Raw genomic sequence first — 16,944 nt, 5'->3', positions numbered from 1 at the left:
CCGCGGAGTCTCCCATGCCGGCACAAACCGCCGTCGCGCGGCAGGTGTCGCGCATCGCCGCCCTGGCGCCGGTGGAGGCCGCGACTGCGTGGTTCTTGGCACACGAAGAGTTGTTGCTGGAACGGCAGATGGAAGTAACGCGGATCCCGGCGCCACCGTTCGGCGAAACGGCGCGCGCAGAATGGCTGGCAGCGCGTTTTCGCGAGCTGGGCCTTGAGGAAGTGCACATTGACGGCATCGGCAACGTGATCGGTATTCGTCCGGGAGCGGCGGCGCAACCGGAGCCGAAGTACCTGGCGGTTACGGCGCACATGGACACGGTATTTCCCGCCGGCACGGGAGTCGTCGTTCGGCGCGAAAACAATCGGCTTTATGGTCCGGGCATTTCCGACAACAGCGCCGGGATCACGGCACTGCTGGCGCTGGCGGGCGCTTTGCAACACGCGGAAATCCGCACCGAGTGGCCGCTGGCATTCATCGGCAACGTCGGCGAAGAGGGAGAAGGCGACGTGCGCGGGATGCGTTACATTTTCGCCGAGGCGTGCTGGCGGGACACAATTGCGGCGACGTTAGTGCTCGATGGCGCCGGCACTGACACCGTGGTGACCGAGGCGCTCGGGAGCAAGCGTTTCCTGGTGACGCTGTTCGGCCCGGGCGGGCATTCCTGGAGCGATTTCGGCACAGCCAACCCGATCGTGGTGCTGGCCCGCGCCATTGATCAGTTCGCGCGCACGCCGATTCCCGCATCGCCGAAGACGACGTTTAATATCGGCGTCATCAGCGGCGGCACGTCGGTGAATTCGATTCCGGAAACGGCAAGCATCAAGGTGGACATCCGTTCCGTGGCAGGCGAGCAGGTGGAACGCCTGGAGCGAGCGTTGCGCGATGCCGTGGAGCGCGCCGTCGCGCAGGAGCCTCGTACGACTTTTGGCGGGCGCTCGCATAGCGGCTTGGCCGCCGATATCAAGCTCATCGGCAGCAGACCGGCGGCGAGGCTGGGCGCTGGAAGTCCGCTGCTGGCGGTGATCCAGGCCGTGGACACGTTGCTGGACAACAATGCGCGCCTGCAACGCGCTTCCACTGACGCCAACATTCCCTTATCGCAAGGACGTGACGCGGTGGCGATCGGAGCCGGTGGAGCTGGAGGAGGCGCGCACACGCTGCACGAGTGGTATGACCCTACCGGGCGCGATCTCGGATTGCGGCGCATCCTGCTGACCGTGCTCGCGGTGGCCGGAGTCCAGGAATGAAACTTGTTGTTCCGTTAATGATTCTGTTCGCCATGAACCTGCAAGCGCAGTCCAGCAAGCTCGAAGCTCCCGATCAGATCTTCATCAACGGCGACATTTACACCGGCGCAGAGGAAGGATTCGGCGGCGCTGCAGCCAAGGTGTATCCGCGCGCGCAAGCAATCGCGGCGAAGAAAGGGCGCATCGTGGAGGTCGGCACTAGCGATGCGCTTCGCAAGAGGAAAGGCCCGCGGACGCAAGTGATCGACCTGGGCGGGCACTTCGTCATGCCCGGGTTGAACGACGCACACCTGCACCTCGCGAACGGCGGCTTCGAGATGCTGAACGTTGAGCTGTCGGAGGTGAAATCTCTGGAGGAAATGAAGGCGCGCATTGCCGAGCGCGTGAAGAGCGCCGGGCCTGGCGAGTGGATCCTGGGCCGGGGCTGGGACGATACCAAGTGGACCGCGCAGAAAATTCCAACGCGGCAGGACCTGGACTCTGTCACCGGGGACCATCCTGCGCTCTTCATTCGCACCGACGGGCATATGCTGGTGGCGAACACGGCGGCGCTGCGCATCGCGGGCATTACGAAACAAACGCAGGATCCGGAGGGCGGTCGCATCGATCGCGACAACACGGGTGAACCCGAAGGCGGCTTGCGCGAAACTGCGCAAGTCCTGGCGCGGAAAATGGTTCCCCCGCCGACGCCGGCGCAACGGCGGCGCGGAGCCGAACTGGCGCTGCAGCAGGCGGCGCGCTACGGGCTCACATCGGCGCAGGACAACTCGCAATGGGAGGACTTCCTCACCTATGCCGACCTGGAAAATGAGGGCAAGCTGACACTGCGTATTTCCGAGTGGCTGCCGTTCCCGCAGCCGTTGAACATTCTGGAGCAGCACCGCGTGTTCCATTCGCCCGCAGACCCGATGCTGCACACCGGAATGCTGAAAGCGTTCATGGACGGCTCGATCGGATCGCATACCGCGGCGATGCTGTCGCCGTACACCGACGAACCGAAGAATTCCGGCCTGCCGCAATATGAACAGGCAACACTGGACCAGATGTCTGCCCAGCGAGCGGCGGCGGGATTCCAGATGGGTTTCCACGCCATCGGCGATCGCGGTGTGGCCATGGCCTTGCAGGCATTTGCCGCCGCCGAACGATACGTCGAAGAAAAAAATCCGAACGCGCCGCAACTGCAACAGCCCGGCGGCTTTCGTTTCCGCATGGAGCACGCGCAGGTGGTCGAGCCGGAAGACTTCGCACGCTTTCGCCAGCTGCGGGTGATCGCTTCCATGCAGCCCAACCACCTGCTGACGGACATGAATTGGGCGATTCAGCGCATCGGTACCGAAAGAGCGAAGCATTCCTACGCGTGGAATGAATTTCTGCGCAACGGTGTGGTGCTCGCGTTCGGCACCGACTATCCGGTAGAACCAATCACGCCTTTCCGCGGACTCTACGCCGCGGTCACGCGCAAGAATGAAGCGGGCACGAAGGAGTACGTGCCGGAACAGAAGATCTCGATTGACCAGGCCATTGCTGCCTACACGACCGGCGCCGCTTACGCGGAATTTGCCGAGTCGGAGAAGGGAAGGCTGGCGCCCGGGTTCCTTGCCGATTTCGTGGTTCTTGACCGCGATATCAGCAAGGTTGCGCCGGCGGAAATTCTGCAGACCAAGGTGCTGCGCACCGTGGTTGGCGGTAAGACCGTGTACGAAGCGGCGAAGTAATCTGTTTAGATTCGTTCCAGCTACTTTCGCGTGCGCGCTGGTTCTCGCCGGATGCCTTCGCGGCCATCGTGGCGGGTTACCCCGTCTTGGAACTGCTCCCGTCCCGGTAAGATCTCATCCTTTCGCCGGGTAGTACTTACCGTTGACCTCGGTGCCCATCACCGCGAAATCACACTTCGACGATTCCAGCGGGTCGGTCTTGAATGTGAAATTGATCGACGGCACGCGGATGGTGGCTTCCAGTTGCGCGCTTGCCCGGTGTCCTTCGAAGTGGTACTGCTGCTGGGGATTGTCGAAGGTCACAGTCTCGTCAAGCTGCTTGAAAACGAGCTTAAAGTCCATGAATGCGGGCGTAGTTTCCGCGTCCATGGCGGGCCATTTGGGCTGGTCAATGACGGCAACATTGTTCATCTGCAGGGTGGCGACTTTTCCGTCGGCACTGAACACGAGGCCGCTGGCAGGAACGGGAGTGACCCAGTAAAGACCTTCCGGTGAGATGGGCGGATGGAAATCGTGGATCTGGTTGGCAGGGACCGCCGGTCCCTTGAAGACGGTGAGTCAAGTATGGGTGAAGATGCCTTGCTGAGCTTTGCGCGCGGCCCAGTACTCACCGGCCATGTAGCTGTAATCCGTAGTCGGATTGCCCCAGGCGAGGCGGTTGCCCTGGTTGTCGGTGCCCATTCCCTTGAAGCCGGCACAGCGCGCCAGTTTGCCGTTAAAGTGAAAAATGTTGGAGAGCTCGACATTATCCTTCGGCATCTGGTTGTGATTGCCATTCTTGTCGAGCCACGGGATGGGAAACGGGCACAAGCCCCCGTTGGATACAGCGTGATCTTGCGGGATGGGGGGCGCGCAGCTTTCGGGCCCAGCTTGCGCTTGCAGCAGAAGGGTTGATGCGGACGCGGCGGCCGCGGCAGAAATGCCAAGCTTGAGCCAGCTGCGGCGGTTGAGTCCCAGTGACGGATCTTTATGCATGGGAACTCCTTTCCGAGAGTTTGAAATCCTATGCTCTCCTCGTGTTGCCCGCAACCGCTACAAACCTGCGCCTTGATCCGAGCGGGCTTGGGCGGCTTCGGTTGAGGTCGCGCTCGAGGGCGAGCGCGCTCCGAGATCATTGGGCGAGCGGGCTCCATCGGTGGGCGGGCCATTGCGTTCGATGTCGCGCACAAATTCCACCAACGAGCGCACCGCTATTCCCGACGGACCCTTGGCGATCCAGGCTTTGTTCTCTTCTTCCCAGGCCGTGCCGGCGATGTCGAGGTGCATCCACGGCGTCTCGTCCACGAATTCCTTCAGGAACATCGCCGCGGTGATGGCGCCGCCGTAGCGTCCGCCGGTGTTCTTGATGTCGGCGATGGAAGAGCGAATGAGCTCCAGATATTCGGTATCGACGGGCAGACGCCACATCTTTTCGCCGGCCCGCTGCAAGGCGCCGCGAAAACGCTCCCACATGGCGTCATTGTTGGTGAAAACACCGGCATTGACAGCGCCGAGCGCGACCACGCAGGCGCCGGTAAGAGTGGCCGCATCGACCAGGTGCGTGGCGCCAAGCTGGCGGGCATAGTACAGGCCGTCGGCGAGAACGAGGCGTCCTTCGGCGTCGGTGTTGATGATCTCGATCGACTTACCGGACATCGCGATCTGCACATCGCCGGGTTTTTGCGCCTTCCCGGAAGGCATGTTTTCCGAAGCGCAGACAACAGCAATAACGCGGACTTTCGGCTTGAGCAGCGCGATGGCGCGGATGGCTCCCAGCATGGCCGCTCCGCCCGCCATGTCGTACTTCATTTTCTCCATGCCGTCGGCCGGTTTGATGGAGATGCCGCCAGTGTCGAAGGTGATGCCCTTGCCGACGAGGCCGATGACAGGCGTCGCCGGGGCGTCCTGGGGCTCATATCGCGCCACGATCAATGCAGGGGGCTCGTCGGAGCCCTGCGCGACGCTCCAGAAAGCGCCCATCTTGAGTTCCTTGATCTTCTCGGCACCATAAGTGTCGATCGTAAGTTCGGGCACATGGAGCGACTCGACCATGCGGCGGGCGTGCTCCGCCATCATGGTGGGGGTCATGCGATTGCCGGGCTCGTTGACCAGTTCGCGGGTGAAGTTCTGCGACTCACCGATGATGCGGCCCTGCTCAACCACGGCGCGCAGCGCGGGTTCATCCTGGCCGGCTACGATGGTGAGGTCATCGATCTGCTGGTCCTTGCGGTCGCTGCGGTACTTGTCGGGGTCAAAGTTGCCGACGAAGGCGCCTTCGATCACGGACTTCACGGCATCGGCAGAGCCGGTGGCCAGCGCAGGCAAAACGAAGGCGAAGGTGCGAATGGACTTCGGCTTGAGAAAACGCACGGCGGTGCCGGCAAGCTTGCGCAGTTCGAAAGCGGAGAAGTTCTTGGCTTTTCCGCCGCCGATCAGGAGCAGGCGCTTGGCTCGAAGTCCGGGTGGACGATGCAACATGACGGTTTCAAAAATTTTGCCGGTGACTTCGCCGGTGGAGATGAGCTCGGCGGCGGCATCCTGGAGCGCTTTGTCGCCGACGGTGATACGAACGACGGGCTTGTCCTTATCGCCATGATCAAGCACCGGAATGACGAGGCATTCAGTCTCAAGCTGAGCCGGGGAGGAAAAGGAGAGCGTTGTCTTCATGTTGTTATTCCTTGCAGGCAAAAAGCATTTCTGGACTGTCCGTTAAGAAATTCTTGCCGCGCAAAATTATTAAACTGAACGCAAGTTCATGGGATCCGGTCATTCCTCATGAGTCCTATGTTTTACGCGAACGCGCGATTGCTTCGCGAGCTTCCCGGTCCGCCGTACGGCGGCGCTCGGTTTCGCGCTTGTCCCAAAGCTGCTTGCCCTTGGCAAAAGCGATCTCCACCTTCACGCGGCCATTCTTGAAGTACATGCGCGTGGGGATCAAGGTGACACCCTTTTGCTGAGTTTTACCAATGAGCTTCCGCAGTTCCGCGGCGTGGACAAGCAATTTTCGGGTGCGCAAGGGCGCGTGATTAAAGATATTCCCGTGTTCGTAATGGCCGATATGGGCGTTCAGCAACCAGAGTTCACCGTCCTTGGCGAGCGCGTACGCGTCTTTCAGATTGGCATGGCCGGCGCGGATGGACTTCACCTCGGTACCGGTAAGAACGATGCCGGCCTCGAACTTTTCAAGCAGGAAGTAGTTGTGGGCGGCGGCGCGATTGACGGTGGCATCTCGCAATCCGGCGGCCACCGGATCGCGGCGCGGGTTTTTCTCCGGATTAGGCCGGGTTTGATGTGCCGCCTGCCGTGCCATGGAAATAAATGCCCCTCAAATTACGACGCGCCCCCCCTGCAGCAAGGCGCGCCGCATGACCCGAAACCTTCATGCTAGCACGAGGTTTGCATCCAAGGTGCCACGTCAAACGGTCGCTTTGCGGCGGAAGCCTGATGTTATAATTTGCGTTCTCATGCATCTGCTACAACGACAAAGCCTTCGGCAGACTTGGAGGGCCGGTCTGCGATCGCATCCAAATGCGCGCAACAGCGGCGCGCGGTGGGGAGTTGTCCGATTCGGGCGCCTGGCCACCGCCTTTCTGCTGGTGCTGACCCTCGCGCTGCCCGCGGCTGCCGACAAAGCCAAGGGTTTTTACGACAAAGGTCGAGATGCGGAAGCTCGCCAGAACTGGGAGCAGGCGTACGAATTTTACAAGCAGGCGTACGACCTGAAGCCCAAGGAGCTTCGTTACCGCGCCGCTTTCGAGCGATCGCGGTTCCAGGCTGGGGCCTCGCACGTGCATCGCGGCCAGAAACTGCGCGATGACGGCAACTTGCAGCAGGCGCTGGTGGAATTCATGCGCGCTGCCGAAATCGATCCATCGTCGGACATCGCGCGCCAGGAAATCCGGCGTACGCAGGAGATGGATAAGGGCAAAGGTCCGCAGGCGGCTGCTCCCTCGCGCGTGACTGACCTCGGCCGGATGGCGGCTGAGGCGGAAGGACCGGCAGAATTAAAGCCGATCTCCGCTGTCCCGATCACGATGCGCATGACCGAAGACACGAAGAATGTGTACACCGCGGTCGGGAAACTGGCAGGCGTTAACGTGCTGTTCGATCCCGATTACGTGTCGCGGCGCATTACCATCGACCTGAACAATGTATCGCTGTACCAGGCGCTGGAAATTGTGGCGCTGGAATCCAAGACGTTCTGGCGGGCGGTGACGCCGAACACGATCTTCGTTGCGACGGACACCAAGGCAAAGCGGACGGAAATTGAGCAAAACGTCGTCAAGACGTTTTACCTGGCGAACCTGGCGCAGACGACGGAGATCCAGGATGTGGTCAACACCCTGCGAACGGTGGTGGAGATCACGCGCGTAATTTCGCTGCCGACGCAAAACGCGATTGTGATCCGGGGTACTCCGGACCAGGTGGCGTTAGCGGAAAAATTGGTAACCGACCTCGACAAGGCGCGTCCGGAAGTAGTTGTGGACATCGCGGTCATGCAGGTGAGCCGCGACAAGCTGAAAAATCTGGGACTGTCCCCGCCGACGAGTGCCAGCATCCAGCTCCAGAACAACGTAACCCCGACTACGACCACCACCGGGACGACGACGACTACAACGACGACCACTCCCACGACTTCAGGCACGACGGGACTCACGCTCAACAAGCTGGCCAACCTGACCTCGAACGATTTCCTGGTGACCATCCCAGGCGCAACCGCAAATTTTCTTTTTACAGACAGCGATACTAAGATCATCCAGAATCCTCAGATACGCGCGCTCGACGGACAGAAAGCCACGCTGAAGATCGGCGATCGCGTGCCGGTAGCGACCGGGTCGTTCCAGCCGGGCATCGGCGGCGTCGGCATCAACCCGCTGGTCAATACGCAATTCCAATATATCGACGTCGGCGTGAACATCGACGTGCAGCCCACCGTGCACGCGGCGCACGAAGTGACGCTGAAGATCACGATGGAAGTTTCGTCGGTGAGTTCGCACGTGAACATCGGCGGCATCGACCAGCCGGTGATCGGGCAGCGGCGCGTGGAGCATACCATCCGGCTGCGGGAGGGCGAAGTCAGCCTGATGGGCGGGATGCTAGAGGAAGATGTGCTGAAAAGCGTCAACGGGTACCCATGGCTGTCGCAGGTGCCGATCCTGAAATACCTGTTCTCGTCGCAAAATACGGAACGCCGTACCAACGAGATCGTGTTCGTCCTGATTCCGCACATTATTCGCGGCCAGGACGTCAATGACGTGAATTTGAGAGCGATTGAGGTCGGGACCGCGAATGCTATCGGGTTGCGCCGCGCCGCGCCCAAGCCTTCTCCAAACGGCAATGGAGGCAGCGCCTCGGCGGCACGCCCGGTGACCGCCCAGGCTCCGGCACAGCCGCAATCGGCCACGGGACAAAATTCCATGATGCCGGGCGCGCAGGCGGCGCCGGCACAAGCAACTCCCATACCGACGCAACCGGCGCAAGCAGTACCAGCGCCTGTGCCGCCGCAGACGGGACCGGCAGCGACCCAACCGCCCCAGGGCACGAGCGGGGCGGCGATCATGAGCTTCGATCCGCCGCAGGTGACGCCTGCTGTGGGTTCAACCTTCGCGGTGAACGTGACGGTGAGCGGCGCCAACAATCTGTTCTCGGTGCCGGTGCAGCTCAGCTACGATCCGAAGTCGCTGCAGTTGCTCAACGTCTCGAACGGTAGTTTTCTGTCGCGCGACGGGCAGCCGGTGGTCATCGTTCATCGCGAAGATGGACCGGGGCTGGAGCAGGTGTCGGCGACACGTCCGCCGGGTTCGGGAGGGGTGTCGGGAACAGGCACGGTGTTCACCCTGACGTTCATGGCCAAGTCGGCGGGCCAATCGACACTGGCGATCACGCGCGCCGGAGCTCGCGACCCGGCGATGCAGCCGGTGCAAGTCACGCCCGGTCAAGCGATGGTGACGGTGAAATAGCTGGCAGCGAACAAGGCGGCCCAAACCGGGGTTCTCTGGCGGGCGGGGAATCATCTAAAATTTGTATAGCCGATTTTCCTGAGAGTTGTGTCTTTGCGGAATCCTGAGAAAACCGGGACCGGTTGGCGACGGCGCCGCGAGCGTGGCCTGTCGCTGGTGGAATTGATTGTCGCGATCACGATCCTGGCCATCCTGACCGGCGCGGCTATTCCCCTGGCCCGGGTGCGAATTCGCCGCGACAGAGAACGTGAGCTGCGCCGCGATCTTTGGGAGTTGAGGGATGCCATCGACCGCTACAAGGACGCCGCCGACCGGGGCGCATTCCAGGTGAAGCTGGGGACGGAAGGCTACCCGCCCGACCTGGAGACGCTGGTGAAGGGCGTTGACGTGGCCGGCAAGAAAGTGCGGTTCTTGAGGAAGATTCCCATCGATCCGATGACCGGCAAAGACGATTGGGGCAAGCGCTGCATGAAGGACGATCCGGATTCGCAGTCCTGGTGCGGCGACAACGTGTTTGACGTCTACACCCAGTCCACTGGAACCGGTCTGGATGGAACCAAGTATAGCGACTGGTAACATTGACCATCGAGCGATCTTCTGACCTGGCGATCAGGTGATTTGAGGAACAGTCTGAAATTGTTGAGGAGCAAAAGTTCGCGAGGGTTCACCATCATCGAGCTGATGGTGGTGATCAGCATCATCCTGATCCTGGTCTCCATCGCGGTCCCGATTTACAGCCAGTCCATCCTCCGCGCCAAAGAAGCGGTGCTGCGGCAGGACCTCTTCACCATGCGGTCGGCGATCGACCAGTACACAATGGACAAGGGGAAAGCGCCGCAGGCGCTGCAGGACCTGGTGTCGGACGGCGGGTATCTCCGCGAAATTCCAAAAGATCCATTCACCGCCTCGCGCGACACCTGGCAGATCGTGCAGGAAGACGTGCTGGAAAGCGTCGATCAGAACCAGCCGGGAATTACCGACGTGCATAGCGGATCGACCGGCACGGCATCGGACGGCACTGCGTATAACACCTGGTGAGCCGCTGAATTGCGGAATGACGAATTGCGGAACTGCGGAATTGCAATACGACAATTTCCCATTCGGCAGTTCGGCAATCCGCCCTTTCGGTTGAACCTTTCCGATCCCTTCCAGTTGAACCTTTCCGATCTTGAGGACTACCATCATCGGTTATGCCGGTGGAAACGGAAATCACACAGAGCACCTATGTCCCAGTAAAAGCGCCACGGGGGACGCAGATCTCCTGCAAAGGTTGGCAGCAGGAGGCCGCGATGCGCATGCTGATGAACAACCTGGACGAGGAGGTAGGCGAGCGCCCGCGCGACCTGGTGGTGTACGGCGGCACGGGAAGAGCGGCGCGAAGCTGGGAGTGTTACCACGCGATCGTGCGCGCGCTGAAGTCGTTGGAAAATGATGAAACGCTGCTGGTGCAGTCCGGCAAACCGGTGGGGGTTTTCCAGACGCACGAATACGCGCCGCGGGTGCTGATCGCAAATTCCAACCTGGTGGGGCACTGGTCGAACTGGGAAAAGTTTCGCGAGTTAGAACACGCGGGGCTGATGATGTACGGGCAGATGACGGCGGGATCGTGGATTTATATCGGTTCGCAAGGAATCATCCAGGGCACATTTGAAACGTTTTCCGCCGCGGGCGAGAAAAGTTTGGGCGGCCAGTTGGAAGGGAAGCTGATTGTCTCTGGCGGAATGGGCGGCATGGGCGGCGCACAGCCGCTGGCGGCTACCATGACGGGGGCCGCATTTCTCGGGATTGAAGTTGACCCGGAGCGAATCAAGAAGCGGCTGAAGACCGGGTACTGCGACTTCATGGTGACCTCGCTGGACGAGGCGCTGCGCATCCTGAAGAATGCGCTGCGAAAAAAGGAGAATGTTTCGGTCGGGCTGGTGGGCAACTGCGCTGACGTGGTGCCGGAACTGGCGGCGCGCGGTGTGGTCCCTGACATCCTCACCGACCAAACCAGCGCGCACGATCCTCTCAATGGATATATCCCGCAAGGCCTGACGGTGGAGCAGGCGGCGGAGTTGCGCGGACGCGACCCGCGGGGCTACCAGGAGCGTGCGCTGGATTCAATCGCGCGCCACGTCGAAGGCATGCTGGCGCTGCTGAAAATGGGCGCGGTCACCTTCGATTACGGAAACAATATCCGGACATTCGCTTTCGAGCGCGGAGTGAAGCAGGCGTACGATTTTCCGGGATTCGTGCCTGCCTACATACGCCCGCTGTTCTGCGAAGGACGAGGCCCGTTTCGCTGGGTGGCGCTGAGCGGCGAGGCATCGGACATTCACATTACGGACGACCTGGTGCTGGAACTGTTTCCTGAAAATCGCATTCTGTCGAGGTGGATCAACCTGGCGAGGAAGCGGATCAAGTTCCAGGGTCTGCCGGCGCGAATTTGCTGGCTCGGATACGGCGAGCGCGCGCAGTTCGGGCTGGCGATGAATGACTTGGTGAAGAAAGGCAAGATCAAGGCGCCGATCGTGATCGGGCGCGACCATTTGGACACGGGCTCGGTAGCCTCGCCGTTTCGCGAAACCGAAGGCATGAAGGACGGCAGCGACGCGGTCGCCGACTGGCCGCTGCTGAACGCGATGCTGAATACGGCAAGCGGAGCGAGTTGGGTTTCGATTCACAATGGCGGCGGGGTTGGCATCGGCTATTCGCAACATGCCGGACAGGTAACGGTCGCCGACGGAAGCGACGCGATGGCGAAACGCATAGAGCGCGTGCTGACCAATGATCCGGGGATCGGCGTGGCGCGGCACGTGGATGCGGGATACGAAGAGGCAGGCCAGTTCGCGGAACGGAAGGGAATCAGGATTCCCATGCGCAAGGAAGGTGAGCAGCGATGACAGCTCAAGCAGAGACGGCAACTGCCACGGCGGCGCTCTCGTATACCGAGCTTCTCAACCACGATGAGCAGGAAACCGAGCAATGGCACGAATGGTTTCGCCGTCATCCGGAGGCGCTGGACGCGAAAATGGAGCTGGCGATGATGCACGACGTTCGCGGCGTGCTGTTCCACATCTTCCTGGTGGAACTGCGCTATGCCGAGCGTTTGCTGGAGCAGCCGGAAACGGCGCCCGATGCGCTCCCCAAGCTAACTGCCGATGAACTGTTCGGGATCGCGGCGACTGCGCGCACGAAATTTCGCGAGTTCATGGCGCGCGCGACGGAAGCGGACTGGAACAAGGCCATCAGCTTCAAAACGCTGTCCGCGGGCATGATTTCAGCCAGCAAGCGGAAGTGTTTTGTGCACGCGTTCCTGCACGGGATGCGGCATTGGGCGCAGTTGGCGACGGCGCTTCGTCAGCAGGGAATGAAGACGGACTGGGGACACGACATCCTGTTCAGCAAGGCGATGCAATAGATGCCAGCGCTGCTGCTGACCAACATCGGCCAGCTTCTGACATTGCAAGGAGCGCCGGGCCCGCGGCGCGGGCGCGCACTGGGCGAGATCGGATTAATGGAAGACGCCGCGGTGCTCTGCCACGGCGGGAGAATTGTATCGGTCGGCCGGCGCAGAGACGCCGAACGCGATGACTGGCTGAAATCCCAGCGAAAAAAAGTACAAGAGATCGATTGCCGAGGCGGGGTGGTGCTGCCAGGATTCGTGGATTCGCACACGCATCCGGCGTTCGCGGCGGCGCGCTTACTCGATTTCGAAAAGCGGATTGCCGGCGCAAGCTACGAGCAGATAGCGGAGGCCGGCGGTGGGATTCTATCGAGCGTGGGGGGCGTGCGGAAATCAAGCCGGGCAGAGCTAGCGCGGAAGATTCTGGCGGCGCTGAACGAAATGGCGGCGCAGGGCACGACCACGGTGGAGGCGAAGTCGGGATATGGGCTGAGCGTCGAGGCGGAATTGAAGTCGCTGGAGGCGATCCGTGATGCGGCGCGGCAATGGCCGGGCACGGTGGTGCCGACGCTGCTCGGCGCGCACGTGATCGCCAAGGAATTTGCGGACCGGCGCCAGCAGTATGTGCGCCTGATCTGCGGCGAGATGGTCCCGCAGGCGGCGCGGCGCAAACTGGCGCTGTTCGTGGATGTATTCGTTGAGCGCGGAGCGTTTACCCTGCAGGAAGCGGGGGAAATCTTTGCCGCTGCGCGCGAGCGTGGCTTGGGAACGCGCGCGCATGTGTGTCAACTCAGCGCGGAGAATGTCGAGCCATTGCTGGAGTTCGAACCGGCTTCGTTGGACCACATGGACCACGTGGCTGATGCCGAGGTGAAGCTCCTGGCGAGCGGAAAAACCGTAGCCACACTTTTGCCGGGGGCGAATTACTTTTTGGGAATGGAATATCCCGGCGCGCGGAGATTGATCGATGCGGGCGTGCCGGTGGCGCTCGCTACGGACTACAACCCGGGGAGTTCGCCAACATCGAACATGCAGTTCGTGCTCTCCCTGGCCTGCACGCACATGAGGATGTCGCCGGCGGAGGCGATCGCGGCGGCCACCGTCAATGGCGCGCATGCGTTGAGGCTCAGCCAACGAAAGGGGAGCATCGAAGCGGGCAAAGATGCAGACCTGGCCGTTTACGCAGTTCGCGATTACCGGGAAATCGCGTACTGGTTTGGCTCTAACCTGTGCGGCATGACGGTGGTGGCGGGCGCAATCCGGGAACTTTCAGGGGCACAATTCGTATAGAAAAAAAGCGATAACGATGGGCCGGTTGGTCCGTCTAACCGACGCGGCATTTCGTGTCTTGCACTCATTCGTTTTTCGGAGGCCACATGAAGCGCTTGTTTGCCGGGGTTGCGATGTTGCTGGCGATGGTGGCGGTGGGATTGGCACAACGTCTGCCGGGGGATGTGATTCCGAGCCATTATCAGATCACGCTTACTCCTGACCTGAAGAACGCCACTTTTGAGGGTGAGGAGACAATTCAAGTTCGCGTGACGAAGCCGCTGTCGAAGATCGTGCTCAATGCGGCCGAGATCAAGTTCGTGGACGCGACCGTTGCGTCGGGATCGACAAATCAAACCGCCAAAGTCACGACCGATGAGAAGGCCGAGATGGCGACGCTGGCATTGGCGAATGCTGTGCCTGCAGGTCCAGCGACGATCCACATTAAGTTTACGGGCATCCTGAACGACCAACTCCGCGGTTTGTACCTGAGCAAGACCAAGCAGCGAAATTACGCGGTGACGCAGTTCGAAGCGACGGATGCTCGCCGGGCGTTTCCGTCGTTTGACGAACCGGCGATGAAGGCGACATTCGACCTGAGCGCGGTGGTGGACCAGGGCGACACGGCGATCTCCAACGGCAGGATCGTGTCCGATACGCCGGGTCCGGGCTCGGGCAAGCACACCTTGAAGTTCGCAACCAGTCCCAAGATGTCAACCTACCTGGTGGCGCTCGAGGTGGGAGATTTCCAGTGCCTCGAAGGCGAAGCAGAGGGAACGCCCATCCGCATCTGTGCCACCCCCGACAAGAAGGACATGGGCAAGTTTGCGCTGGAATCGGCAGAGCAGATCCTGAAGTTCTATGACCAATACTACGGGATCAAATATCCATTTCAGAAACTCGACATAGTTGCGCTACCCGATTTCGCGCCCGGCGCGATGGAAAACACGGCGGACATCACTTATCGCGAAGAGTTATTGCTGCTCGATGAGCGGACCTCGGGAGTGAACGAGCACAAAGCCGTCACGGGGGTATTGGCGCACGAAATGGCGCACCAGTGGTTCGGTGACTTGGTGACCATGCAATGGTGGGACGACATTTGGCTGAATGAAGGCTTTGCGACCTGGATGACAGACAAACCGCTGGCGGCCTGGAAGCCGGAATGGAATGTCTGGCCGCAGCAGGGGCCTTTGAGCATCGACGCGCTGAAGTCCACTCGGGCCATCCACGCGGCAGCGAGCGAGGTGAACACCCCGGCACAAATCGCAACATTGTTTGACGGCATCGCTTACCAAAAGACGGCTGCCGTGCTGCGCATGCTGGAAAGCTGGGTGGGAGAAGAAGCGTTCCAGAAAGGGGTGAACCAGTACCTGGCGCAGCATGCCTACGGAAATACGCGCGCAGCCGATTTTTGGAATGCCATGGCAAAAGCTTCCGGCAAGCCGGTGGACAAGGTGATGTCGACGTGGGTGGAGCAGCCCGGCGCGCCGCTGCTGAGCGTGAAAGCACAATGTGCCGGAAACCAGACGAATGTTGAACTGGCACAAACCCGGTACTACACCGATCCGGAACTGCTCAAAGCCGGAAGCCCTGAACTATGGCAGATCCCGGTGTGCATCAAGAGCGCCACCAGCGCGAGCGCAAGTTGCCACTTGATGACGCAAAGGCAGCAGACGTTCCAAGTCAACGGCTGTTCGCCGTGGGTGTTCGTGAATGCGGGAGGACGCGGGTATTACTGGTCGGCCTACAGTCCGGAATTAACCGCAAGACTGGCCGGGGCTGCCGAGCAGGGGTTGACGCCACAGGAGCGTGTCTCGCTGCTGAACGACGAGTGGATATTGGCGCGAGGTGGGCAGCACCCCATCTCGCAATATCTGAGTTTGGCACAAGGTATGCGCAGCGATCCCACGCGCCAGGTTTTGCAGCAGATCGCGGAACGGGTGCAGTTCATCTCCGATTATGTAGTGGACAACCGAGACCGAGGCCCCTACCGCGCGTGGGTCCAGAATCAATTTCGCCCGATGTTCGATAAATTCGGCTGGAAGGCAAGGCCGGGCGATAGCGAAGACGTGAAGACCATGAGGAGGACGGTGATCGAGGTGCTCGGGTATTCCGGGCGCGATCCGGAGCTTCTGCGGCAATCCGCGGATGTGGCCCAGCAATATATGAAAGATACAGGTTCGGTGGATCCCAACGTGGGAGAACTCGCGGTCGGGTTGGCGGCCCTGCACGGCGACGCGAAACTTTACGACGAGTACATGGAACACATGAAGCAGGCAAAGTCGCCGCAGGAGCTGTATGCGTACATGGAAGGTCTGACTCATTTCTCCCAGCCGGAGCTTGCGCAGCGAACACTGGATTTGTCTTTGACGCCGGAAATCAGGGCGCAGGATTTCTTTCGTAGCATGCTAAGTTCGTTGCAAAACCCGGAGACGCGCGATATGGCGTGGTCTTTCTTCAAGTCACACTGGCCTGAAGTTGAGAAGAAGTTCGGCGCCACGGTGGGCTTCGGTTTTGGTGGGTTGGCCAGCGTATTTTGCAGCGAGCAGGCGAAGCAGGACGTACAGCAGTGGTTCGCTCAACATCCGGATCCCGGAGGTCCGCGTGCGCTACGTCAGGGATTGGAGCGGATCGATGGTTGTATCCGCGTGCGCAACACGCAGAGCACTGTCCTGGCAACGTGGTTGAAGGAGCACGGAAGCGCCGCCGGAAAGTAAGTAGGTCTTTGTTTGCCACCGCGCGGACCGGCCGGGAAGTCAGCCAGACCGCAAGCGGCGCGGAGAAGAAGCGTCCTTGCCGTTTGCGGTTTCCTGTTTTGGTGAAAGATAGGCGCACGCGCTATGCCGCTCGTGTTGAAGCGCCGCGCATCCCGATTTTCTGAATGGAGCGAGGGCCTGATTTGAGGGATGCGGCTTCCGGTTGCTACAATGTGTTTTCCGGACCCTGATCTGTTCGCGGCTTGTGTGGCGCCTCTCCTGCGGTACTCCGGATACGAGCGTGGCCAGGTAGCTCAGATGGTAGAGCGCAGCCCTGAAAAGGCTGGCGTCGGCGGTTCGATTCCGTCCCTGGCCACCATACCTTTCAACAGCTTGCGTGAACGTGGGTCAAGCGGCGAGGGTTTGTTAGGGTTTGTTAAGCGGGTTTGCTCGGCAGACTCGTGCTCTTCCGCCGGCGATTTCTGTGCCGGAAGAAGCATCTGAACTATCTTGCTCTGCGCCTTCCGCTTCGTCGGCGTGACCGCCTGAGCATAGAGATCGAGCGTCAGCTTGCTGTTGGCGTGCCGCAGCGATTCTTGCACGGTCTTGATGTCCTCGCCGTTGGCGACCAGGAGCGTCGCTACCGTGCGCCGGAATGTGTGCCAGCCAACGGGACCTTCCACGCCG

The 16,944-nt window shown here is 60.8% G+C and carries 13 protein-coding genes and 1 tRNA gene; 10 read left to right on the top strand and 4 right to left on the bottom strand.

Annotation, left to right across the window (positions count from 1 at the left end; all coding sequences use genetic code 11):
- Nucleotides 1-14 precede the first annotated feature (14 nt).
- Both VFI82_10350 and VFI82_10345 read left to right on the top strand, forming a co-directional pair.
- Nucleotides 15-1,250 carry a M20/M25/M40 family metallo-hydrolase gene (locus VFI82_10350; protein HET7185076.1) on the top strand — a complete coding sequence of 412 codons (1,236 nt, stop codon included), beginning with the start codon at nt 15-17 and terminating at the stop codon, nt 1,248-1,250.
- Entirely contained in the window at nt 1,247-2,965 is a 1,719-nt protein-coding gene (locus tag VFI82_10345; GenBank protein HET7185075.1) for an amidohydrolase family protein, read from the top strand. Before VFI82_10350 ends, VFI82_10345 begins: the two co-directional genes overlap by 4 nt.
- 114 nt (nt 2,966-3,079) lie before the next feature.
- Here VFI82_10345 and VFI82_10340 read toward each other — a convergent pair whose 3' ends face one another.
- The 4 genes from VFI82_10340 to smpB form a co-directional block, all read right to left on the bottom strand.
- Nucleotides 3,080-3,412 (bottom strand): hypothetical protein, encoded by a 333-nt coding sequence (locus VFI82_10340; protein HET7185074.1) that lies wholly within the window; start codon nt 3,410-3,412, stop codon nt 3,080-3,082.
- 111 nt (nt 3,413-3,523) lie between these two features.
- Nucleotides 3,524-3,940 (bottom strand): hypothetical protein, encoded by a 417-nt coding sequence (locus tag VFI82_10335; protein ID HET7185073.1) that lies wholly within the window; start codon nt 3,938-3,940, stop codon nt 3,524-3,526.
- Nucleotides 3,941-3,997: 57 nt separating this feature from the next.
- A complete protein-coding gene (locus VFI82_10330) occupies nt 3,998-5,611 on the bottom strand; it encodes a leucyl aminopeptidase (protein ID HET7185072.1) in 1,614 nt (537 codons plus the stop codon).
- Nucleotides 5,612-5,726: 115 nt separating this feature from the next.
- Nucleotides 5,727-6,254 (bottom strand): SsrA-binding protein SmpB, encoded by a 528-nt coding sequence (gene smpB / locus VFI82_10325; protein HET7185071.1) that lies wholly within the window; start codon nt 6,252-6,254, stop codon nt 5,727-5,729.
- Nucleotides 6,255-6,408: 154 nt separating this feature from the next.
- Here smpB and VFI82_10320 point away from each other — a divergent pair, with 154 nt between their 5' ends.
- The 8 genes from VFI82_10320 (at nt 6,409) to VFI82_10285 (ending at nt 16,636) form a co-directional block, all read left to right on the top strand.
- Nucleotides 6,409-8,904: a cohesin domain-containing protein gene (locus VFI82_10320; GenBank protein HET7185070.1), complete on the top strand. Its 2,496-nt coding sequence runs from the start codon at nt 6,409-6,411 to the stop codon at nt 8,902-8,904.
- Between the two features lie 93 nt (nt 8,905-8,997).
- Nucleotides 8,998-9,480, top strand: coding sequence for a type II secretion system protein (locus VFI82_10315; GenBank protein HET7185069.1), 483 nt, complete (start codon nt 8,998-9,000; stop codon nt 9,478-9,480).
- A gap of 60 nt (nt 9,481-9,540) precedes the next feature.
- Nucleotides 9,541-9,942 (top strand): prepilin-type N-terminal cleavage/methylation domain-containing protein, encoded by a 402-nt coding sequence (locus VFI82_10310; protein HET7185068.1) that lies wholly within the window; start codon nt 9,541-9,543, stop codon nt 9,940-9,942.
- Nucleotides 9,943-10,094: 152 nt separating this feature from the next.
- Entirely contained in the window at nt 10,095-11,789 is a 1,695-nt protein-coding gene (hutU, locus tag VFI82_10305; protein HET7185067.1) for a urocanate hydratase, read from the top strand.
- The gene (locus VFI82_10300) at nt 11,786-12,307 is read left to right on the top strand and encodes a DinB family protein (protein HET7185066.1); all 522 of its coding nucleotides are present in this window, start codon (nt 11,786-11,788) and stop codon (nt 12,305-12,307) included. The genes hutU and VFI82_10300 overlap by 4 nt, the downstream gene beginning before the upstream one ends.
- Nucleotides 12,308-13,582, top strand: coding sequence for an imidazolonepropionase (gene hutI, locus VFI82_10295; GenBank protein ID HET7185065.1), 1,275 nt, complete (start codon nt 12,308-12,310; stop codon nt 13,580-13,582).
- Nucleotides 13,583-13,668: 86 nt separating this feature from the next.
- Complete coding sequence (locus tag VFI82_10290) at nt 13,669-16,278, top strand: M1 family metallopeptidase (GenBank protein HET7185064.1); 2,610 nt, start codon at nt 13,669-13,671, stop codon at nt 16,276-16,278.
- Nucleotides 16,279-16,560: 282 nt separating this feature from the next.
- Nucleotides 16,561-16,636 (top strand) — tRNA-Phe (locus tag VFI82_10285).
- The last annotated feature ends 308 nt before the right edge of the window (nt 16,637-16,944 follow it).

It is taken from the genome of Terriglobales bacterium, from assembly GCA_035691485.1.
Lineage (GTDB): Bacteria > Acidobacteriota > Terriglobia > Terriglobales > Acidobacteriaceae > JAIQGF01.
This window is presented reverse-complemented; position numbering and strand designations above follow the sequence as displayed.

Bases quoted from the DNA above. Each gene is read 5' to 3' on its own strand.
- VFI82_10350 (HET7185076.1), top strand. From the start codon at position 15: ATGCCGGCACAAACCGCCGTCGCGCGGCAGGTGTCGCGCATCGCCGCC.
- VFI82_10345 (HET7185075.1), top strand. From the start codon at position 1,247: ATGAAACTTGTTGTTCCGTTAATGATTCTGTTCGCCATGAACCTGCAA.
- VFI82_10335 (HET7185073.1), bottom strand. From the start codon at position 3,940: ATGCATAAAGATCCGTCACTGGGACTCAACCGCCGCAGCTGGCTCAAG.
- VFI82_10330 (HET7185072.1), bottom strand. From the start codon at position 5,611: ATGAAGACAACGCTCTCCTTTTCCTCCCCGGCTCAGCTTGAGACTGAA.
- smpB (HET7185071.1), bottom strand. From the start codon at position 6,254: ATGGCACGGCAGGCGGCACATCAAACCCGGCCTAATCCGGAGAAAAAC.
- VFI82_10320 (HET7185070.1), top strand. From the start codon at position 6,409: ATGCATCTGCTACAACGACAAAGCCTTCGGCAGACTTGGAGGGCCGGT.
- hutU (HET7185067.1), top strand. From the start codon at position 10,095: ATGCCGGTGGAAACGGAAATCACACAGAGCACCTATGTCCCAGTAAAA.
- VFI82_10300 (HET7185066.1), top strand. From the start codon at position 11,786: ATGACAGCTCAAGCAGAGACGGCAACTGCCACGGCGGCGCTCTCGTAT.
- hutI (HET7185065.1), top strand. From the start codon at position 12,308: ATGCCAGCGCTGCTGCTGACCAACATCGGCCAGCTTCTGACATTGCAA.
- VFI82_10290 (HET7185064.1), top strand. From the start codon at position 13,669: ATGAAGCGCTTGTTTGCCGGGGTTGCGATGTTGCTGGCGATGGTGGCG.